This is a genomic window from Rhizobium sp. BG4, assembly GCF_016864575.1.
In the GTDB taxonomy this organism is placed as follows: Bacteria; Pseudomonadota; Alphaproteobacteria; order Rhizobiales; family Rhizobiaceae; genus Rhizobium.
The window spans coordinates 1,546,237-1,565,081 of sequence record NZ_CP044125.1; the positions used below are offsets into that span (position 1 = coordinate 1,546,237).

At 61.5% G+C, this 18,845-nt stretch carries 18 protein-coding genes and 1 pseudogene; 7 read left to right on the forward strand and 12 right to left on the reverse strand.

The genetic code is table 11. The features are described from left to right. Window positions 1–18: 18 nt before the first annotated feature. Together F2982_RS08055 and F2982_RS08060 are read left to right on the forward strand one after the other, a co-directional pair. Window positions 19–696 carry a glutathione S-transferase family protein gene (locus F2982_RS08055; RefSeq protein WP_203429756.1) on the forward strand — a complete coding sequence of 226 codons (678 nt, stop codon included), beginning with the start codon at window positions 19–21 and terminating at the stop codon, window positions 694–696. A 99-nt stretch (window positions 697–795) separates the two neighbouring features. Further along, entirely contained in the window at window positions 796–2,046 is a 1,251-nt protein-coding gene (locus F2982_RS08060; RefSeq protein ID WP_203429757.1) for an aminopeptidase, read from the forward strand. 11 nt (window positions 2,047–2,057) lie between these two features. Here the strand turns inward: F2982_RS08060 and F2982_RS08065 are convergent, their stop codons facing one another. From F2982_RS08065 to F2982_RS08075, 3 genes are all read right to left on the reverse strand, one after another. Next, complete coding sequence (locus F2982_RS08065) at window positions 2,058–2,648, reverse strand: NAD(P)H-dependent oxidoreductase (RefSeq protein ID WP_203429758.1); 591 nt, start codon at window positions 2,646–2,648, stop codon at window positions 2,058–2,060. A gap of 9 nt (window positions 2,649–2,657) precedes the next feature. Further along, window positions 2,658–4,244, reverse strand: a complete 1,587-nt coding sequence (xseA, locus tag F2982_RS08070; protein WP_203429759.1) for an exodeoxyribonuclease VII large subunit — start codon at window positions 4,242–4,244, stop codon at window positions 2,658–2,660. Between the two features lie 68 nt (window positions 4,245–4,312). Next, on the reverse strand, window positions 4,313–6,145 hold the full coding sequence (locus tag F2982_RS08075; protein WP_203429760.1) for a hypothetical protein: 1,833 nt from the start codon (window positions 6,143–6,145) through the stop codon (window positions 4,313–4,315). Between the two features lie 155 nt (window positions 6,146–6,300). Between F2982_RS08075 and F2982_RS08080 the strand changes: the two genes are divergently transcribed. Together F2982_RS08080 and F2982_RS08085 are read left to right on the forward strand one after the other, a co-directional pair. Further along, window positions 6,301–7,323 (forward strand): glycosyltransferase, encoded by a 1,023-nt coding sequence (locus F2982_RS08080; RefSeq protein WP_203429761.1) that lies wholly within the window; start codon window positions 6,301–6,303, stop codon window positions 7,321–7,323. Next, the gene (locus F2982_RS08085) at window positions 7,320–7,697 is read left to right on the forward strand and encodes a GtrA family protein (protein WP_112713935.1); all 378 of its coding nucleotides are present in this window, start codon (window positions 7,320–7,322) and stop codon (window positions 7,695–7,697) included. Before F2982_RS08080 ends, F2982_RS08085 begins: the two co-directional genes overlap by 4 nt. Here the strand turns inward: F2982_RS08085 and F2982_RS08090 are convergent. Then, window positions 7,698–8,683 (reverse strand): annotated as a pseudogene (locus F2982_RS08090) (Gfo/Idh/MocA family oxidoreductase). Between the two features lie 181 nt (window positions 8,684–8,864). Here F2982_RS08090 and F2982_RS08095 point away from each other — a divergent pair. Together F2982_RS08095 and F2982_RS08100 are read left to right on the forward strand one after the other, a co-directional pair. After that, the gene (locus tag F2982_RS08095; protein WP_203429762.1) at window positions 8,865–9,812 is read left to right on the forward strand and encodes an aldo/keto reductase; all 948 of its coding nucleotides are present in this window, start codon (window positions 8,865–8,867) and stop codon (window positions 9,810–9,812) included. Window positions 9,813–9,823: 11 nt separating this feature from the next. Beyond that, entirely contained in the window at window positions 9,824–10,267 is a 444-nt protein-coding gene (locus F2982_RS08100) for a GNAT family N-acetyltransferase (RefSeq protein WP_112713941.1), read from the forward strand. Here the strand turns inward: F2982_RS08100 and F2982_RS08105 are convergent. Beyond that, window positions 10,257–10,874: a hypothetical protein gene (locus F2982_RS08105; RefSeq protein WP_203429763.1), complete on the reverse strand. Its 618-nt coding sequence runs from the start codon at window positions 10,872–10,874 to the stop codon at window positions 10,257–10,259. The genes F2982_RS08100 and F2982_RS08105 overlap by 11 nt on opposite strands. 247 nt (window positions 10,875–11,121) lie before the next feature. Here F2982_RS08105 and F2982_RS08110 point away from each other — a divergent pair, with 247 nt between their 5' ends. Continuing rightward, window positions 11,122–11,415 (forward strand): hypothetical protein, encoded by a 294-nt coding sequence (locus F2982_RS08110; RefSeq protein ID WP_199625971.1) that lies wholly within the window; start codon window positions 11,122–11,124, stop codon window positions 11,413–11,415. A gap of 46 nt (window positions 11,416–11,461) precedes the next feature. On the opposite strand, the gene pheT is transcribed toward F2982_RS08110, so the two are convergent. From pheT to F2982_RS08145, 7 genes are all read right to left on the reverse strand, one after another. Continuing rightward, window positions 11,462–13,897 (reverse strand): phenylalanine--tRNA ligase subunit beta, encoded by a 2,436-nt coding sequence (pheT, locus tag F2982_RS08115; RefSeq protein ID WP_203429764.1) that lies wholly within the window; start codon window positions 13,895–13,897, stop codon window positions 11,462–11,464. Between the two features lie 15 nt (window positions 13,898–13,912). Next, on the reverse strand, window positions 13,913–14,995 hold the full coding sequence (gene pheS / locus F2982_RS08120; protein WP_203429765.1) for a phenylalanine--tRNA ligase subunit alpha: 1,083 nt from the start codon (window positions 14,993–14,995) through the stop codon (window positions 13,913–13,915). A 29-nt stretch (window positions 14,996–15,024) separates the two neighbouring features. Then, complete coding sequence (locus tag F2982_RS08125; RefSeq protein WP_246777527.1) at window positions 15,025–15,843, reverse strand: serine/threonine protein phosphatase; 819 nt, start codon at window positions 15,841–15,843, stop codon at window positions 15,025–15,027. Window positions 15,844–15,942: 99 nt separating this feature from the next. Continuing rightward, window positions 15,943–16,347, reverse strand: coding sequence for a 50S ribosomal protein L20 (gene rplT, locus F2982_RS08130; RefSeq protein ID WP_112713953.1), 405 nt, complete (start codon window positions 16,345–16,347; stop codon window positions 15,943–15,945). 40 nt (window positions 16,348–16,387) lie between these two features. Continuing rightward, window positions 16,388–16,591: a 50S ribosomal protein L35 gene (rpmI, locus tag F2982_RS08135; RefSeq protein ID WP_056816455.1), complete on the reverse strand. Its 204-nt coding sequence runs from the start codon at window positions 16,589–16,591 to the stop codon at window positions 16,388–16,390. A gap of 197 nt (window positions 16,592–16,788) precedes the next feature. Then, complete coding sequence (locus tag F2982_RS08140) at window positions 16,789–18,180, reverse strand: HAMP domain-containing sensor histidine kinase (protein ID WP_203429766.1); 1,392 nt, start codon at window positions 18,178–18,180, stop codon at window positions 16,789–16,791. After that, a complete protein-coding gene (locus F2982_RS08145) occupies window positions 18,177–18,842 on the reverse strand; it encodes a response regulator transcription factor (RefSeq protein WP_203429767.1) in 666 nt (221 codons plus the stop codon). Before F2982_RS08145 ends, F2982_RS08140 begins: the two co-directional genes overlap by 4 nt. Between the last annotated feature and the right edge of the window lie 3 nt (window positions 18,843–18,845).

Consider the following 18,845-nt stretch of genomic DNA (forward strand, 5'->3'; position numbering starts at 1 on the left):
TCTATTGTGGAGAACCCAATGCAAAAGCTTACTCTGATCTCCCATCATCTCTGCCCCTATGTGCAACGCGCGGCGATCGCGCTCGGCGAGAAAGGCGCGCCCTTCGAGCGGATACTGATCGACCTCGCCAACAAGCCGGACTGGTTCCTGAAGATCTCGCCGCTCGGCAAGGTTCCGCTGCTGGTCATAGAAGAGGACGGCGAAAAAGCCGTGCTCTTCGAGAGTGCGGCGATCTGCGAATATCTGGACGAGGCGCAACCGGGTCCAAAGCTGCATCCCGCAGATGCGCTGTCGCGCGCCCGGCATCGTGGCTGGATGGAGTTCGGCTCCTCCATACTCGCCGATCTCTGGACCTATGAGACCACAAGCGATGCGGCGCAGCTTGAGGACAAGCGCAAGATCATTGCCGGAAAGTTCCGGACGTTCGAGGCAGAGCTTTCGGCGGGGCCATTCTTCGCGGGAGAAGACTTCAGCCTCGTCGACGCCGTCTTTGCACCGATCTTCCGCTATTTCGACGTCTTCGACATGCTGGCCGAAAGCCATATCTTCGACGGGTTACCGAAGGTTCAGGCGTGGCGGCGCGAACTTGCGCAGCGACCGAGCGTGCGTGCGGCCGCCTCCCCGGATTATCCGGAACGGCTGATGACCTTTCTCGAAAAGCACCAATCCGTTCTGCTCCGGCGGAATGCGGCCTGAGCATTTGTTCCGGCGCGGCGAATCCGAAGCGTCGAGCTTCAATTTCGCCGCAAACGGGTCTAAGTCTGCTGCCTGCAATTCTATCAGGAGGTAGCGACCATGAACTTCATGCCACAGGGCCATTCCGTCGATCCGGTGAAGCTGGACAAGCTTGCGGAGGTGGCGGTGAAGGTGGGTCTGCAGCTGCAGAAGGGCCAGGACCTGGTGATCACCGCGCCGGTGGTTGCCATACCGCTCGTCCGTTTGATCACCAAGCACGCCTATCAGGCGGGTGCGGGCCTGGTGAACTCCTTCTATTCCGACGAGGAATCGACGCTGGCGCGCTATCAATATGGCAGCGACGAGAGCTTCGATCGGGCATCCGGCTGGCTCTACGACGGCATGGCGAAAGCCTATGCCAACAATGCCGCGCGCCTGGCGATCGCCGGCGACAATCCCATGCTGCTGTCGGAGCAGGATCCAGGCAAGGTGAGCCGCGCCAACCGCGCCAATTCGACCGCCTACAAGCCGGCGCTCGAGAAGATCTCGAATTTCGACATCAACTGGAACATCGTTTCCTACCCGAATCCTTCCTGGGCCAAGCTGGTCTTCCCGAACGATCCGGAAGCGATCGCCGTTGCGAAACTCGCCAAGGCAATCTTTGCCGCATCGCGTGTCGATCTGGACGATCCGATCGCCGCCTGGGCCGAGCATAATGCCAATCTGCGCAAGCGTTCGGCCTGGCTGAACGGCCAGCGCTTCTCGGCGCTGCATTTCCAGGGACCGGGCACCGACCTGACCGTCGGCCTCGCTGACGGCCACGAGTGGCATGGCGGCGCTTCGATGGCAAAGAACGGCATTACCTGCAACCCGAATATCCCGACCGAGGAAGTGTTCACCACGCCGCATGCGCTGCGCGTCGAGGGCCATGTGTCGAGCACCAAGCCGCTGTCGCACCAGGGCACGCTGATCGACAACATCCAGGTGCATTTCGAGGGCGGCCGCATCGTCGAGGCGAAGGCAACGCGCGGCGCAGAAGTGCTGAACAAGGTGCTCGATACCGACGAAGGCGCACGCCGCCTCGGCGAAGTGGCACTGGTGCCGCATTCATCGCCGATTTCGGCGAGCGGCATCCTGTTCTACAACACGCTGTTCGACGAAAATGCCTCGTGCCACATCGCGCTCGGCCAGTGCTATTCGAAATGCTTCCTTGATGGCGCCAACCTGACCCAGGATCAGCTCAAGGCGCAGGGTGGCAATTCCAGCCTGATCCATATCGACTGGATGATCGGCTCCGACAAGGTCGATATCGACGGCATCAACCCGGATGGATCGCGCGTGCCTGTCATGCGCAAGGGCGAGTGGGCCTGAGCGGCCCGGCGTCATACCTCCGATAATGCCTTGCGGACGCGCTCCAGGTGGGCGCGCCGCTTCTCTGCTGTTGCACGGTCCATATCGTGCAGGCTGAGCATCCGGAAATCGAGCCGTTTCGAGCAGAAATTGGCGATGCCGCGCTTCAGCAGCCGGCGCACCGGATTGCCCATATAGAAATGCACCAGCCACCAAGGCGACCCTGTCGTCGTCAGCGCCCAGAGCAGCTTGATATTGGTCAGTTGCGGAACGATCCGCCCGCCGGCAGGATCATGCGTGAACGCGACGCCGGGCACGAAGACGCGATCGAAGAAGCCCTTGAGGACCGCCGGAAAATTGAACCACCATTGCGGAAAGACGAGGATCAGGCCATCGGCCGCTTTCAGCCTTTCGACCAGGCCCGCGACGGCTGATGTATCATAGGGATCGTCGAAATATCCGCCGCGCTCACTACGGCTGAGCCGCGGATCGAAATCCTCCTCATAGAGATCGAGAAGATCGACCGTATGTCCGCCACTGGCGAGCGTCGCCTGCGCTTCCGCTGCGACCGATGCGGCGAAGCTGTCTCTGAGCGGATGGGCAAGAACGAGCAGGATGCGCATCGAGGCTCCCTAGAACAGGCTGCCCTGTTTCGGCGGCGTTGCCGGCTCGTCCGGCTTAGCCGAGCGTTTCTTCGCAGGCTGTGGCGGGCCTCCGTCGGTGGTGACGGCGCCGATACGGCCATCCGAGAACTCGATCGAAATCCCGGCACCGGCCGACAGCATCGCGGCCTGCGAGACCGGCCGGTTCTCATCGTCCCGGATCACGGCATAGCCGCGCTTCAGGACGTTCTTGTAGGACAGCGACTGCAGCACGCGGTCCTGAGCTGCTAGTTCTCCCCTCGCCCGCGTCAGCTGGTGGCGTACGGCGGTATCGCCGTGACGGGAGAGATTTGCCAGGTGGTCGCGCATGCGGGCGGTCTGGGTGATCAGGCGCGCGGGGACCGAAGAGAGCGTGACGCCGAAGCGCTCGACGCGGCCCTTCAGGGCATCGAAACGGCGCTCGACGATCCGTTCGGCACGGGTCATCCGCTCGGCGAGCATCTGCCGCCGCTCGGTAATGCGATTGGAGAGCACATCCGGACGCAGATGCGATGCCGCCCGCTCGAAGCTGCGGCGCTTGTTTATGGTGTTAAGTTCCAGACCACGGCCGAGACCCGATGCCGCTTCATCGAACCGGCGGCGCGGCAGGGCGAGCAGCTGATCGAGCGACGGCAGCGCACGCATGAGCGCACGCACCGACTGGCGGCGATGATCCATCTGGCGGCTGACGCAGCCCTGAAGACGGGCCGAGAGACCGGCAAGCTGCGCCTCAAGCTCGGCGCGAACAGGCACGGCCATTTCGGCGGCACCCGTCGGCGTCGGCGCGCGCACGTCGGCGGCGTAGTCGATCAGCGTCCAGTCGGTTTCGTGGCCGACGGCCGATATCAGCGGGATGGTGCTTTCAGCGGCGGCGCGCACGACGATTTCGTCGTTGAAGCTCCAGAGATCCTCAAGGCTGCCGCCACCGCGCGCAACGATCAGCACATCCGGCCGTGGGATTTCGCCGCCGGGTCCGAAGGCATTGAAACCGCGGATGGCATTTGCCACCTCCTCGCCCGAACCATCGCCCTGCACCTTCACCGGCCAGACGAGAACGTGGACGGGGAAGCGATCGGAAATGCGGTGCAGGATATCGCGGATGACGGCGCCGGTCGGCGAGGTCACGACGCCGATCACCTTCGGCATATAGGGCAGACGCCGCTTGCGGGCCTGATCGAACAGGCCTTCGGCGCCGAGCTTGCGCTTGCGCTCCTCGATCAGCGCCATCAGCGCGCCGGCACCGGCAGGCTCCAGCGTTTCGATGACGATCTGATATTTCGATGAGCCCGGGAAGGTGGTGACCTTGCCGGTGGCGATGACTTCCATGCCCTCTTCCGGGCGGAAGCGCAGACGCGAGAACACGCCCTTCCAGATGACGGCATCTATACGCGCCCGGTCATCCTTCAGCGAGAAATAAGCATGCCCCGAGGAATGTGGCCCGCGATAACCGGAAATCTCGCCACGCACCCGCACCTGATCGAAGGCGGTCTCGACCGTACGCTTGATCGAGCCGGAAAGCTCCGAGACCGAATATTCGGCGAGATTGGTTGGCGAATCGCTGTCGAAGACATTGCTCATGCCTTCGTTCTATCCGAAGTACCGAAAAAGATCAGCCCGAAGATCGCGCCTCGACGCGCTGCTTGGCTTCAATCCACCGGCTTGAAGAGGAAATACTCGACCCCACTCGCCGTCGCATAAGGCTGCAGGTAATTTGGGATGTTGCCCTTGGCGAGCTGGGCGTAGAGGCCGTCTGGTTTCAGGCGCTGGAGCTGTTGCGACGAGATATCATCCTTGCAGAAAGCCAGGGTCGCAACGCCAGCGCCTCGCATGAAAGCTTCGGCTTCCTTCGGTTTGGCTAGCCCAATATGCAGTTCTGTCAGCATTCCGCGTGGATTGCGATGGTACGGCGCCGTGAGCACATGCTGGGCGCTGAAGCGCAGGATGGGCACGCCCATTTCATACGAGGCAACAACCATGCCCGGCGGTAAATTGGTCAATGGGGCGATAGCCTCACGCGACTTGCAGGCGGCCTCCGGATCGCTGTCATCGACGACCAGACCTTTTGCTCTGTTCGCCTGCATGGCGATGAGATCGCCGCCCACGGCCCAGGCTGCCGGAACGCTCGCGATGACCACGAGTATGTAGCAGAGCGCAGCGGCAATATTCTCGCTATCGGCGTTGGAGACCTTCCTCACGTCGACGATAAGCAGTGCCAGTGGCAGGATCGAGAGCATGTTGGAATAGGCCGCGCCCCGTACCTGGACCAGAGCGATCGCCAAATTCACGCCAAGCATGAAAAACAAGATCAGATGAATTTCGACCCGGTCGCGCTGAATGATGCGGAAAATGCATGCTGCGAGGCCGAGGAAGCCAGTCGCGTAGAATGCGCCCAGGATATATGCCTCCGATCGCGACATCTCGACGAAGGAGCGCGCCTCGGAAATCGTGTTCAGCCACAATTCGACAAGCATCGGATCAAGCGTGCTCAGTGGGCTGCGCAAGCATTGCGGCGCGATGAGGAGAGCGGAGACGCCAATGCAGGCACCGACGGCGGCAAGCACAACGAAGCGTGTGCGGCGAGAGGCCTTGCTAAAAAATGCGGCTGAAACGAACAGAAGCCCGCCGCCGATCGCCGAAAGGCTGTAAAAGCCGAGCGAGAGGTTGTCGCATGTTACCGCTGAATATTGGCTTGGCGGCACGGTGCCGAAGAAGAAGATGCTGACAAAGACCGCAATTGATAACCCGAAGGCCTTCGCCGCCCCGGCATAGATTTCGCCGTGCCAAGCCCAAGCGGTGGCCACGATGATGCAGACTGACGCGACCGCCGGCGTGGTTTCGGCGCCGACGGCGATAGCCACAGCAGCACAGAAGCCGGCGACAGCCAGGCTTGAGGCTCGATACTTGTCATCAAGGAGCATGGCCAGCATCATCGCAACCAAGCCCATCTGGGCATTGTGATGATCGATGGCGCCCGGAAGAAACCGGCCGCTCGTCATGATCATGAGAAAGCTGAGGGCGAGCGATATATGCATCGCTAGCGCACCACCAATCCGGCGCCCGGCGATTGCCATCGCAAGCATCAGCGGAAGCACGAGCGAGACTGGCCACACCGCCAATGCCAAGGCTTCCGCACGCTCACCAGCGACAAACAAACCGAAAAACTTGATCAGTGCCGCGATCGGCAGGTCAATGAGCCTGGACCAATGCATGAGCGTACCGCCGACCCCAAGACGATACTGCATGAGATCGAACCAACCTTGCCCCGCCAGGAAGTCGCGAACTTCTATGAGACGCATACCGTCATCGTTGTCAGGACCGACATAGTCCTTGGCGGAAGGGAGCTTGATAAACAGAACCGCAACGATCAGCACCGCACTATAGGCAAGCACCGATGGCCACAGACGTGAGAACAGCGCCTGGAGTTTTGCGAGCTTGCTTTCCGAAGGTGAATTGGCAGTCATCTCTGCGGCGTTCGTCATTGCGGGAATCCGTTGCCAGTTCGCGCGAGTTTATTCGAAGCCGATCAAGAAAGAGTAAAACGTCCCATCCCAGTGCATAGACCTGCCTGCGTCATAGCGTCTTATTAACACTGGCTGACTTATATTGCGCCCCGGTCAAACCCGGTGAGAAGAACATGAACAGATCGCAGAACGATACTCCGACCATTGCCGTCCTCCTCCCCTGCTATAACGAGGCGGCGACGATCGGGGCCGTTGTGCGCGGGTTCAAGGCAGCGCTGCCCGAAGCGCAGATCTATGTCTATGACAACAATTCCACCGATGGTACGGCGCTGCATGCGATGCTGGCAGGCGCCAGCGTGGTGCGTGAACGGCGCCAGGGCAAAGGCCATGTTGTGCGCCGGATGTTTGCCGATATCGATGCCGATATCTATCTGATGGCCGATGGCGACGGCACCTATGCGCCCGAAGACGGCGAAGACCTGATCCGCACGCTGCTGACCGAACGCGCCGATATGGTCGTTGGCACACGCCGCAACGTCAAGGCAGATGCCGGGCGACAGGGCCATGCCTTCGGCAACCGCATTTTCAACGTGCTTTACCGGACGATCTTCGGTCCCGATTTCACCGATATCTTCTCCGGCTACCGCGCCTTCTCGCGCCGGTTCGTCAAGAGCTTCCCGGCGGTCTCCGGCGGTTTCGAGATCGAGACTGAAATGTCCGTCCATGCCTCCCGCCTGAAGCTGCCGGTCAGCGAGCTCGAGCTCGATTACGGCCGCCGCCCGGAAGGCTCGCATTCCAAGCTTTCGACCTTCAAGGATGGCGGCAAGATTCTCTGGATGTTTGCGATGCTGATGAAGGAAACCCGGCCGTTTGCCTTCTTCGGCATAGTCAGCGCGTTCTTCATGCTGGCGAGCATGGGCTTCATGACGCCGGTGCTTGCCGAATATTTCGCAACCGGACTTGTCAGCCGCATGCCGACATGGGTGCTTTCGATGGCGCTGATGATGATCTCGTTCATGCTGTTTACGGCAGGAACGATCCTCGATTCCGTTGCCCGCTCGCGTGCGGAACAGCTGCGTATCCATTACATGGCCGCAGGTAAGGTGGCCCGCCAGGTGGATACCGCCGCCAAGGCCGCCCCCGATGTCATCACCACGCCGCGCAGACCGGCGCAGCGCAAGGCAGGTGTGGCGTGAAGAAGCTGCTGCGCTTCGGTATTGCCGGTGGCATCGGCTTTGTCGTCGATGCCGGGCTGCTGACGCTGCTCCTGCATTTCACGCCGCTCGGCCCCTTCATCGCGCGGCTGATCGCCATCGCCGTCGCGATGGTGGCGACCTGGATTTTCAACCGGACCTTCACCTTCGACCGCTCGCCGCATTCGCTTGCGGTCGAGGGCTTTCGTTACGGCTCGGTCGGCATCACCTCCGCACTCGTCAACTACGGCCTCTACGCCGCCCTGCTGCTGACCATTCCGGCGCTGCAGCCGCTCGCGGCGCTGGTGCTTGCCACCGCCGCGTCGATGTTCTTCAGCTTTTTCGGCTATTCCCGCTTCGTCTTCCGCAGCGAGTGATCAGACCGGCTCCCAGCCGTCCTTCTCGCTGGCGCGATAGATCGCATCGATCACCTTCTGGTTCAGCCTGGAATTTTCCAGTGTGACGATCTCCTCCTGCTCGCCCTTGGCAGCGCGGGCGAAGGCTTCGGCCTGCTTGCGGTACTGGCGGCTGTCCTGGAAGCGGAAGATGGTGGACTGGTTGTGGCCGCGATTGCTGAGTTCGATCTCCTCTGGGCCCCAGCGGTCGGCGTTGAAGGGCGACTTCACCTCGATGAAGCCTTCGGTGCCATGGAAAACCATCAGCTGGCGATTGGCCATCTGCGTCGAGATGTAGAAGCTCAGTTCGAAGTCACCGAAGTCGGCCTTGACGCTCGAATAGATGTCGGTGCCGAATTCCGGGTCGCGCTCGGTGACGGCCTGGATGCGCAGCGGCTCCTTGCCGGTGGAGAAGCGGGTGCTGATTGTGGGGTAGACGCCAATGTCAGGCAGACCGCCACCGCCGAGCTCGGGAATGTTGCGCATGTTGCCGGGTCGCGGTTGAAGTAAGTGAAGACGCCCTGAACGTGGCGCAGCTTGCCGATCGCGCCTTCGGCGATCAGCGAGCGCACCTTCCGCCAGACGGGAGCGTAGGTGACCATGAAGGCTTCCGAAATGATCACCTTGTTGCGATCGCGCGCGGCGATCAGGCCGTCGATTTCTCCCGCCTTCAGAGCAATCGGCTTTTCGCAGAGCACATGCTTGCCGGCATCGGCAGCCTTGATGGCCCATTCGATATGTTGCGAGGTCGGCAGCGGAATGTAGACGGCATCAATCTTGTCGGATGCCAGCATCTCCTCGTAGGACCCGAAGGCATGCGGTGCTGAGAAGCGGTCCGCCATCTCGCGGGCGCGCGCCAGATCGCGGCTGGCGACGGCGGCAACGACGCAGTTCTCGGCGTCCTGAATGGCCGGCACGACCGCGTCGCGGCCGATCTTTGCGGTGGAAATGATGCCAAAACGCAGCATGGATGAAGCCTCCCGAATGTTGATTGCGGGCACATTATTCACCCCGGGCCGGGCAGGCAATGGCGCGGCGAAAGATCACGAAAGTTTGGTTTCCTTCAGCCGGAAGCTGCACTAGTTTATCTGACGGTGGCGTTCTGCCGCGTCCGCACTTTCAAATAAATCAGCACTTTAGGAGAGCGCCATGAATATGCGTCGGCTTGGAAAAACAGGTCTTTCCGTCTCCCCGATCGTCTTCGGCGGCAACGTTTTCGGCTGGACCGCAGACGAGAAGACGTCCTTCGACATTCTGGATGCCTTCTTCGATGCGGGTCTCAACACCATCGATACGGCGGATGTCTATTCGGCCTGGGTTCCCGGCAACAAGGGTGGCGATTCCGAAGAGATCATCGGCCGCTGGCTGAAGAAGGGCAAGGTTTCGCGCGACAAGGCCGTCATCATCACCAAGGTCGGCTCGGACATGGGCCAGGGCAAGACGCTGAAGGAACAATACATCCTGAAGGCGGTGGAAGACTCCCTGCGCCGCCTGCAGACCGATTACATCGACGTCTATCTCTCGCATTGGCCGGATGCCGATACACCGCATGAGGAAAGCCTCACCGCCTATGCCAAGCTGAAGCAGCAGGGCAAGATCCGCTCCTTCGGTTGCTCCAACTATGATGCCGCGCTGCTGCAGGCATCCTTCGATGCCGCAGAGAAAGCCGGACTGCCGCGTTACGATGTACTGCAGCCGGAATATAACCTCTATGAACGCGCCAGCTTCGAAGGGCCGCTTGCCGATCTTTGCGTCAAGGAAGATATCGGTGTCATCACCTATTTCAGCCTGGCGGCAGGCTTCCTGACCGGCAAATATCGCAGCAAGGCCGATACCGAGGGCCGGGCGCGCGAAGGCCGAGTGTCGCAATATCTCGATGCCAAGGGCATGAACATTCTCGATGCGCTGGACAAGGTTTCAGCCGAGACCGGCGCCAAGCCGGCCGAGATCGCGCTTGCCTGGCTTCTCAACAAGAAGGGCGTGACGGCGCCGATCGCCAGTGCTACCAGCCTGTCGCAACTGGAAAGCCTTGCGAAGGCTGCCAAGCTCACGCTGTCAGGCGAAGCGATGGCGCTGCTCGACAAGGCCGGAGCCTGAGGAGAGCACCGATGACCGTGACCATCCGGGACGCGAGACCCGAAGACGAGACCCGCTGGCGGGCGCTCTGGAAGGATTATCTCGATTTCTACGACGTCACGGTCGACGAGAGCATCAGCGATTCCACCTGGCGCCGGGTTTTCGATCCGGCGTCGGCGATCTTCATGCGCGTCGCAGAGATCGACGGCAATGTCGTGGGCTTCACGCTGTCGCTAACCCATGAGGGAACGTGGATCCACGGCAAGGATTGCTATCTCGAAGATCTCTTCGTCGATGGCACCATCCGCGGCAAAGGCGTTGGCCGGGCGCTGCTCGACGATCTCGTTGCGCTCTGCAAGGCCAATGGCTGGTCGCGGCTCTACTGGCATACGAGCGAGAGCAATGCCCGGGCACGGTCGCTCTACGATAGCTATGTCGAGAATGACGGGCACATCCGCTATCGCATCAATTTCTGAGCGGCGGGAAATCCGGGTAGAATTCCGAGTGATCGCCATCCCAGTTTGCCATGCCCCGCTTGGTCAGGATGCCGCGCGGGCGGACATAGCTCTGGATGATACGGCGCGGGCGCTCATGCCACTGGATGTTGAAAGCCCATAGTTTCGGGAAGAAACAGAGCGCCGCATAAGGCAGATGGTCGTGGATCCACCAGGCGAGGCGCTGCCAATCGCTTTCATCGCTGTAGCGGTCAACAAGCCAGGGAACGGCGACACAGGCGGTTGCGCCCATGCAGCCGTCGAAATCCCTGAGATCCCATATGTGGTCGGCGGCCGTTGCGGCGTTCGAGGAGCAGTTGAGCTTGTTCCTGTTGCCGAACTCGTTGACAGCGGCGGAGCGGTAGCCGGAGCGGATGTGCAGCCGGCCGAAGGTCGCCTGCAGCGGCTCCAGCAGCTCTTCGCAGAGCCTCTTGCCTGCTTCGATCGCCAAGTCCGGATCGTCAGGGATATTGGGTATGCGGTAGAAGTCGGCGATCTCGGAATGCAGGAAGTCGCGAAAGAAGAAATTCTTGGAGAGCCGGGCGCGGCCCATGTCTTCCAGCGCTTTCATCGATCCCGGTTTTTTCATCGGTTTCCTCCCTTGATATCGGAGAGCATCGGCGGATTCGCCGGAGGACGCCACCCGATTTCTTGGAACGACCGGCTGACCCCACGCTTCGGAAATCATCAAGCCCGGGTATAACTTTGGGCCGAACGACCCAAAGTAAATCACTCGCAACTTACAATGTAAGTTTCGGTTTCATTTTCGCACAACCCGCCTTCTCATTGCTTACATTAGCTCTAGTTAAACTTCCCAGTGAGAAGGGGAGTTGCCCATGCCTTTGGCAAGACGGGACGGGAAGAACAATACTGCGGCAAGCCTGGCCGAGATCGAAGGACGCATGCTGGTACTCGAGGTCGTGGCAATGACGTCTCTGGCGATGGTGCTCGATACATCCGAGCCCGAGAAGGCCGATATCGGCCGGGGCGTGCTTTATCTGATCCGCGAGGCGGTCGAGAACAAATGCGCGGAGATGGACCTCTCCGAGGATGCCACTTCGACGGCGCGCGACTATGTCGATGAACTGTTGAACACGGCGATGCACTCGCTGTTTCCAGAGAGGCATTAAAAAAACCCGCGGCGAGCGCGGGTTTTTCTTTTCCGTTCTGATGGTCTTAGCTGCGAAGCACGCCACCGGTGAACTTTGTCACGCTGGCGATGATCTTCTGCGTCAGCGCCTCGAAATCCTCGTCGGTCAGCGTACGCTCGACCGGCTGGATCTGAACTTCGATCGCCACAGACTTCTTGCCCTCACCCAGCGAGGCGCCTTCGAAGATGTCGAAGACGTTGACGCCGGTGATCAGCTTGCGGTCGATGCCGCTTGCGGCCTTCAGGATCGCGCCGGCTTCCACCGACTTGTCGACGACGAAAGCGAAATCGCGCTTCACCGCCTGGAAGGCCGAAAGCTCCAGCGCCGGCTTGGTGCGCGTCGCCTTCTTCTTCGGCTCGGGCATGGCATCGACATAGACTTCGAAGCCGCAGAGGGCGCCGGAGACATCAAGCGCTTCGAGCGTCGAGGGATGGAACTCGCCGAAATAGCCGAGAACGACCTTCGGACCCATCTTGATCGTGCCGGAACGGCCCGGGTGATACCATTCGGGACCGCCCTGCTCGATCTGGATATTGCCCATCGGCAGGCCGCAGGCTTCGATCACGGCGAGCGCATCGGCCTTGGCCTCGAAAACGTCGACCGGCTTGCCGCCACCCTTCGAAGCGTTCGACCACATGCGGCCGGCACCCGCCATCGTTGCCGTGCCGCGGCGGATACCGCCGGCGACGCGGCGCTGGCCTTCCGGCCGGTCGTTTTCATAGGTGCCGGAGACTTCGAAGATCGCGACGTCGCCATAGCCTTTGTCGGCATTGCGCTGGGCAGCGGTCAGCAGGCCCGGCAGCAGCGAGGGGCGCATGTCGGACATTTCGGCAGCGATCGGATTGGCGAGCTTCAGCGCCGGCAAACCGCCGCCGAAGAGCTTCGCCTGATCTTCGGAAATGAAGGACCAGGTGACGGCTTCCAGCATGCCGCGCGAGGCGAGCGCCCGCTTGGCAACGCGGGTGCGGATCTGCAGCGTCGTCAGGATGCGGCCGTTGACTGCCGCGTGACTTTCCAGCGGCGCCGGCTTGATCTTGTCGACGCCGTGGATGCGCATGATTTCCTCGACGAGATCGGCCTTGCCATCGACGTCAGGACGCCATGAGGGAACGGCAACCGAAACGCGCTCGCCGGAACCCGAAACCCTGAAGCCAAGGCGGGTCAGGATAGCGTTGCTTTCCTCGGTCGAGACTTCCAGGCCGGTCAGGCGCTTGACTTCCGCATAGGGGAAATCGACCACCTTCGGCTGGTAACCCTTATAGCCCACGACTTCAGCCTTAGCCGGCTTACCACCGCAGAGTTCCAGCACCAGTTCGGTGGTGCGTTCGAGACCCGGGATCATGTATTCCGGGTCGACGCCGCGCTCAAAGCGGTAACGGGCATCGGTAATGATGCCGAGGCCGCGGCCGGATTTCGCGATGTTCATCGGATCCCAGAGTGCGGATTCGATCAGCACGTCGACGGTGTTCTCGTCGCAGCCGGAATGTTCGCCGCCCATGATGCCGCCGATCGACTCGACGCCGGCCTCATCGGCGATGACGACATTGTTGCTGCCGAGCTTGTATTCGCGCTGGTCGAGCGCCAGCACCGTCTCGCCATCCTTGGCGCGGCGGACCGTCAGGTTGCCCTTGACCTTGGCGGCGTCGAAGACGTGCATCGGACGGCCCTGGTCGAAAGTCATGTAGTTGGTGATATCGACGAGCGAGTTGATAGGGCGCAGGCCGATGGCGAGCAGTCGCTGCTGCATCCACTTCGGGCTCGGACCGTTCTTCACGCCACGCACGATGCGCAGGCCGAATCCCGGGCAGAGCTTCTCGTCATCGAGATCGAGCGTCAGCTTGACCGGCGTCTCACCTTCGACCGCGAAAGATGGCGCGGGGCGGGTCTTCAGCGTACCGAGGCCTGAGGCGGCCAGATCGCGGGCGATGCCGTAGATCGAGGTGCAGTCCGGACGGTTCGGCGTGAGATTGATCTCGATGACCGGATCATCGAGATGGGCGTAAGCGGCGAAGGAAGTTCCGACCGGTGCATCCGCAGGCAGATCGATGATGCCGTCGTGATCGTCGGACATGTTGAGCTCCTTTTCGGAGCACATCATGCCGTGGCTTTCGACGCCACGGATCTTGCCGACGCCGAGCGTCACGTCGATGCCGGGGACATAATCGCCCGGCCGTGCCAGCGCGCCGACGAGACCGGCGCGCGCATTCGGCGCACCGCAGACGATCTGCAGCGGCTTGCCGCCGTTGACGTCAGGGCCGGCATCGACCGACAGCACCTTCAGGCGATCGGCTTCCGGATGCTTTTCAGCCGACAGAACCCTGGCGATGACGAAGGGCTTGTAAGCCGCCTTGTCATCGACATCCTCGACCTCAAGGCCGATTTCCGTCAGGCGGGTGCAGATTTCATCGAGCGTGGCATCCGTTTCCAGATGATCCTTGAGCCAGGAGAGCGTGAATTTCATAGGTCCAATCCTCCCTTACGCGCTCAGACCGCCGAACAGCGTCGGCATGTCGAGCGGGCGGAAGCCATAGTGGTTCATCCAGCGGACATCGGCGTTGAAGAAGTCGCGCAGGTCCGGCATGCCGTATTTCAGCATGGCGATGCGATCGAGGCCCATGCCCCAGGCAAAGCCCTGATACTCGTCCGGATCGAGGCCGCCATAGCGCAGCACGTTCGGGTGGACCATGCCGCAGCCGAGGATTTCCATCCAGTCGGTGCCTTCGCCGAACTTGACGATCGGGCCGGAGCGGTCGCACTGAATATCAACTTCGAAGGACGGTTCCGTGAACGGGAAGAAGGACGGGCGGAAACGCATCGTCACGCTGTCGACCTCGAAGAAGGCCTTGCAAAACTCTTCGAGCACCCAGCGGATGTTGGCGACATTCGCCTTCTTGTCGATGACCAGGCCCTCGACCTGATGGAACATCGGCGAGTGCGTGGCGTCGGAGTCCTGGCGATAGGTCTTGCCCGGGATGATGATGCGGATCGGCGGCTTCTGCGCTTCCATGGTGCGCACCTGGACCGGCGAGGTATGCGTGCGCAGAACCTTGCGCTCGCCCTTCTCATCCGGATTGAAGAAGAAGGTGTCGTGCATCTCGCGGGCTGGATGGCCCTCAGGGAAGTTCAGGGCTGTGAAATTGTAATAGTCGGTTTCGACATCCGGGCCTTCGGCGATCGAGAAACCCATGTCGCCGAAGATCGCGGTGATTTCATCAACGATCTGGCTGATCGGATGGATGCGGCCGCGCTCGGCCGGCGAGGAACGGACCGGCAGGCTGACATCGACCGTCTCGGCCTTCAGGCGGGCGTCGATCGCCACGCGCTTCAGGTCCGCCTTGCGGCTGGTGATCGCGTCGGTCACAACGGTCTTCAGCGCGTTGATGGCGGCGCCGCGCGTCTGGCGCTCTTCCGGCGAGATGGTGCCGAGCGTCTTCAGGAGCTCGGAGACGGAGCCCTTCTTGCCGAGCGCTGCAACGCGCACCGCTTCGATAGCAGGCTCGTCCGCGGCGGCGGCGACATCGGCCAGGAGTTGCTTTTCCAGAGTTTCGAGTTCGGTCATCTTTTCCTGCCTTGCGGGCGTCAATTGCTTCAGGAAGCGTGTTTCAAATAGCTGGTTGCCATGATGAACTGCCGCAGATCACTACCCATGTGAACGCGGCCAATCAACCGGGCTAACCATAAAAAGGCGCCCAGAAATCCAGTGAGTTTGCGCAGTTCTGCCGCAGCGTCGGCTGGAGCGGTGCCAGACCATGCCTCGAAGGCCCGATCATGGGTCTCCTTGCCGAGACGGGCGCGGCTGGCGAGCTGCAGAAAGAGCAACCAGATGTCGCGCGCCTGCGCCGTTGCGAGCGGCATGACGCTATCCGGCTCTTCCTCGAAATCCATGAAGCCGATGCGGCTTTCCCTCACGAACATGTCACGCGGGAACGGGCGTCCGTGGCAGAGGCCCTTGGCGTGCAGCCGGCCGAGCTCGGTGGCGCAGAGTACGAGAAGTTCGTCATGCGCCTTGGGATCCTGTCGCGCCAGCGCTTTGAGCTGCTGAGCGACGGTGAAGCCGACATCGCCGAATACGACGGCCGAACCGGAGGCGTAGATAATCGGCGCCGTCGGGATGCCGTTGTTGGAAAATTGCCCGTTTCGTCGCACTTCGCGATCCGCCATCGCCTCGTCGTCGACAGCAGGAGACGGACGCAGGAAGGGCGCGCCGATCAGATTGGCGATCATCCGCTGCAGAACAATCCAGCGCGAGGTCCGCTCGGTGCCGTAGCGCTTGATCCAGACGGCACAGCACGACAACGGCACGCGCTCCACTCTCCGCGAGCCGGATAGCAGGGCGGCGAGCAGGACCGGGATGTCCTCCTCGCTCAGACCGCTTCCGGCTTTCAGATTGTCGATCGCATCTGCCACGTTCCCGTGACTCCCGCTGTCAAAACCACAAATAAAAACCCGCGCCAGCTAGCCAGCGCGGGTTTGAAAACATCGAAACTGAAGTTCGATAGCGCCGGCTTACTTGACCGTCGCTTCAAACTCGTTCGTGGTACCGGCTTCCTTGAGGTACTCGAGGGCCTTCTTGGAGGCCTTGACGAGCGCGCCGAATGCTTCCGGCTCATGGATTGCCATGTCGGAGAGAACCTTACGGTCAACTTCGATGCCAGCCTTGTTCAGGCCGTCGATGAAGCGGCCGTAGGTCAGGCCGAATTCGCGGACAGCAGCGTTGATACGCTGGATCCAGAGCGCACGGAAGTTGCGCTTGTTGACCTTGCGGTCGCGGTAAGCGTACTGCTTGGCGCGGTCAACGGCAGCCTTTGCGGTACGGATGGTGTTCTTGCGGCGGCCGTAAAAGCCCTTTGCTGCCTTCAGAACCTTCTTGTGCTTGGCATGGGCGGTAACGCCTCTTTTTACACGTGCCATTTCATGATCTCCTTAAATCTAAAGCGTTCGCGGAATAGTCTTAGAGACCGTTCGGCAGGTAGTTCTTCACGACCTTGCGGCCATCGGGTTCAGCCAGAACCATCGTGCCACGTGCATCGCGAATGAACTTGTTGCTACGCTTGATCATGCCATGGCGCTTGCCAGCAGCGGCAGCCTTGACCTTGCCAGTTGCGGTGATCTTGAACCGCTTCTTGGCAGCAGACTTCGTCTTCATCTTGGGCATTTTGCTACTCCGTTTCTGTCCTCCCTGCGTGTTTCAAAGAAACCCTCAAGCGATGCCCGGAAACCGGCCGTCGCAACAAGGTGCGGGAGCGTTTGTTGTTGATCTGCGGCACCGGTGACGAAACCTGTCCGCAAGCATTCGAAACTGCCACGGCATGCCCTGCCGGTCAGTTCGGACGCGCGCTTATACCCGCAGTGTCATGAAAGTGCAACGGGGCGGCCTGCGGAATCTTGCGCTTCGGTTGCCGGGGCCAAATTCTTCGGCGCAGGCAGGGCTAGCGCCACTTCCAGGCCGCCGAGATCAGACCGAGACAGGACGATCTTGCCGCCATAAGCTTCGGCGATATCACCCGATATGGCAAGCCCCAGGCCCGAGCCGGCATGGGCGTCATCGACGCTGACACCGCGCTTCAGCATCATCGCATAGTTTTCGGGTGCGGCACCAGGGCCATCGTCGCCGACGCGCAGGATGATGGCTTCGCCCTCCTTCGCCGCGGAAACATCGATGCGCGAGCGGGCGAAGCGGACGGCATTGTCGAGAATATTGCCCATCGCCTCGGCCACATCCGCGGGGTCCGCCTCGATCGTCAGGGCGGGATCGATATCGACCTTCCAGCCGATCCCCTTGCCGTCGGTGACCGGAGAGAGGACGCTGACAAGCTTTCCTGAAATGCCGAGAAGCGAAGTCGTCGCCATGCGCTCAACGCCCATGCGCGCTGCCTGCAGCTGGCGGTCGGCGCGCTGGCGGACGAGCTCGATCTGCTGCAGGGCCGTGTCCCTCTTATCCTCGGGCAGGCTTTCCACGAGATGCGAGAGCACCGTCAGCGGCGTCTTCAATCCATGCGCCAGGTCGCTTGCCCGGGAGCGGGCACGTTCGACGGCGGTTTCGCGTTCGGCAAGCAGCAGATTGATTTCGTTGACGAGCGGGCGGACCTCGCTCGGCCCCTCGGAGCCAATGTGAGCGCTGCGGCCGGCACGGATATTTGCGACTTCATTGCGCAGCCGCACCAGCGGCTTCAGGCCGATCAGACCCTGCAGGAAAGCGGCTGCGAGCAGCAGCAGACCGGTCGCGGCCAACATCAGCTGAAGCGGACGATGATAATTCGAGAGCGAGCTCTCCATCTCGTCCTTCGAGAAGGCGGTATAGATAGTGAAGCTCTTGCGGGCATCGCCCTCGCCCACCGACATCGCCTTCACCGTCACCAGGATCGTCGCGCCATCCGGTCCCTCGGCTTCGTGGAAGCCGCAATAGAGATCCTTGGAAAGGCTGACCTTGGTCAGTTCTTCGTCCCACAGCGATCGCGATCTCAAGGGCGACGCACCGGGATCATCAGGCGTTATCTGCCAGTAGCGCCCACCCGCCGGGGTCTGAAAGCGCGGATCGGAGGGCTCGCTCACCAATGAGAGAGCGCCGTTTTCGATCGCAAGGCGGGCGCCGAGCGCGTCGGAAACCGCGGCCATCTCATTGGCATACTGGTCGGCCAGATAATCCTCGAAGAGATGGCCGAGCACGAACCAGACCAGCGCAAGGGCAACCGCAATGGCGACCAAGGCTCCGGCAGCGAGACGGAAGCGCAGCGACTTCGTCATCGTGCTTTTCCCGGCAGGACGTAGCCGAAGCCGCGGCGCGTCTCTATGGCGTTGCTATCGGTCTTCTTGCGCAGCCGCGCCACCATCGCCTCCACGGCATTCTTTGCAGCGTCGTCGTCACGGCCCTGGACCTGGCTGGCGAGCTCGGCAGGGGTGAGCACAGCGCCCGGCCGGTCAATGAACAGCGAGACCATGCGATATTCGAGGGGGCTGAGATCCAGTTCGCGGCCATCAAAGGTGACGCGGCGGGCCTGTTCATCAAGTGTGAAACGGTCCGCGGATTTCACCCGCGGCTGCACGCGGCCGGCACGCCGCAACAGGGCGCGGAGACGTGCAAGCAGCTCCTCGCTGCGGAAAGGCTTGGGCAGATAATCGTCGGCTCCGGCATCGAAACCGTCGACGCGCTCCATCCAGGAGCCGCGAGCCGTCAGCACGAGAACCGGCGTTTCCACGCCATTCGCCCGCCAGCGCTTGAGGATCGACAGACCATCCATGCCGGGCAGACCGAGATCGAGCACGATCGCTGCATAGTCACCGGTTTCGCCCTGCTCCCATATTTCGGGGCCGGAGCTCAGCGTCTCGACGAGGTAACCCTCGCGGCCAAAGGTTTCGGCAAGGTGGACAGCGATATTGGCGTCGTCTTCGGCAAGCAGGATTTTCATCAG

Bases quoted from the DNA above. Each gene is read 5' to 3' on its own strand.
- F2982_RS08055 (WP_203429756.1), top strand. From the start codon at position 19: ATGCAAAAGCTTACTCTGATCTCCCATCATCTCTGCCCCTATGTGCAA.
- F2982_RS08060 (WP_203429757.1), top strand. From the start codon at position 796: ATGAACTTCATGCCACAGGGCCATTCCGTCGATCCGGTGAAGCTGGAC.
- F2982_RS08065 (WP_203429758.1), bottom strand. From the start codon at position 2,648: ATGCGCATCCTGCTCGTTCTTGCCCATCCGCTCAGAGACAGCTTCGCC.
- xseA (WP_203429759.1), bottom strand. From the start codon at position 4,244: ATGAGCAATGTCTTCGACAGCGATTCGCCAACCAATCTCGCCGAATAT.
- F2982_RS08075 (WP_203429760.1), bottom strand. From the start codon at position 6,145: ATGACGAACGCCGCAGAGATGACTGCCAATTCACCTTCGGAAAGCAAG.
- F2982_RS08080 (WP_203429761.1), top strand. From the start codon at position 6,301: ATGAACAGATCGCAGAACGATACTCCGACCATTGCCGTCCTCCTCCCC.
- F2982_RS08095 (WP_203429762.1), top strand. From the start codon at position 8,865: ATGAATATGCGTCGGCTTGGAAAAACAGGTCTTTCCGTCTCCCCGATC.
- F2982_RS08100 (WP_112713941.1), top strand. From the start codon at position 9,824: ATGACCGTGACCATCCGGGACGCGAGACCCGAAGACGAGACCCGCTGG.
- F2982_RS08105 (WP_203429763.1), bottom strand. From the start codon at position 10,874: ATGAAAAAACCGGGATCGATGAAAGCGCTGGAAGACATGGGCCGCGCC.
- F2982_RS08110 (WP_199625971.1), top strand. From the start codon at position 11,122: ATGCCTTTGGCAAGACGGGACGGGAAGAACAATACTGCGGCAAGCCTG.
- pheT (WP_203429764.1), bottom strand. From the start codon at position 13,897: ATGAAATTCACGCTCTCCTGGCTCAAGGATCATCTGGAAACGGATGCC.
- pheS (WP_203429765.1), bottom strand. From the start codon at position 14,995: ATGACCGAACTCGAAACTCTGGAAAAGCAACTCCTGGCCGATGTCGCC.
- rplT (WP_112713953.1), bottom strand. From the start codon at position 16,347: ATGGCACGTGTAAAAAGAGGCGTTACCGCCCATGCCAAGCACAAGAAG.
- rpmI (WP_056816455.1), bottom strand. From the start codon at position 16,591: ATGCCCAAGATGAAGACGAAGTCTGCTGCCAAGAAGCGGTTCAAGATC.
- F2982_RS08140 (WP_203429766.1), bottom strand. From the start codon at position 18,180: ATGACGAAGTCGCTGCGCTTCCGTCTCGCTGCCGGAGCCTTGGTCGCC.
- F2982_RS08145 (WP_203429767.1), bottom strand. From the start codon at position 18,842: ATGAAAATCCTGCTTGCCGAAGACGACGCCAATATCGCTGTCCACCTT.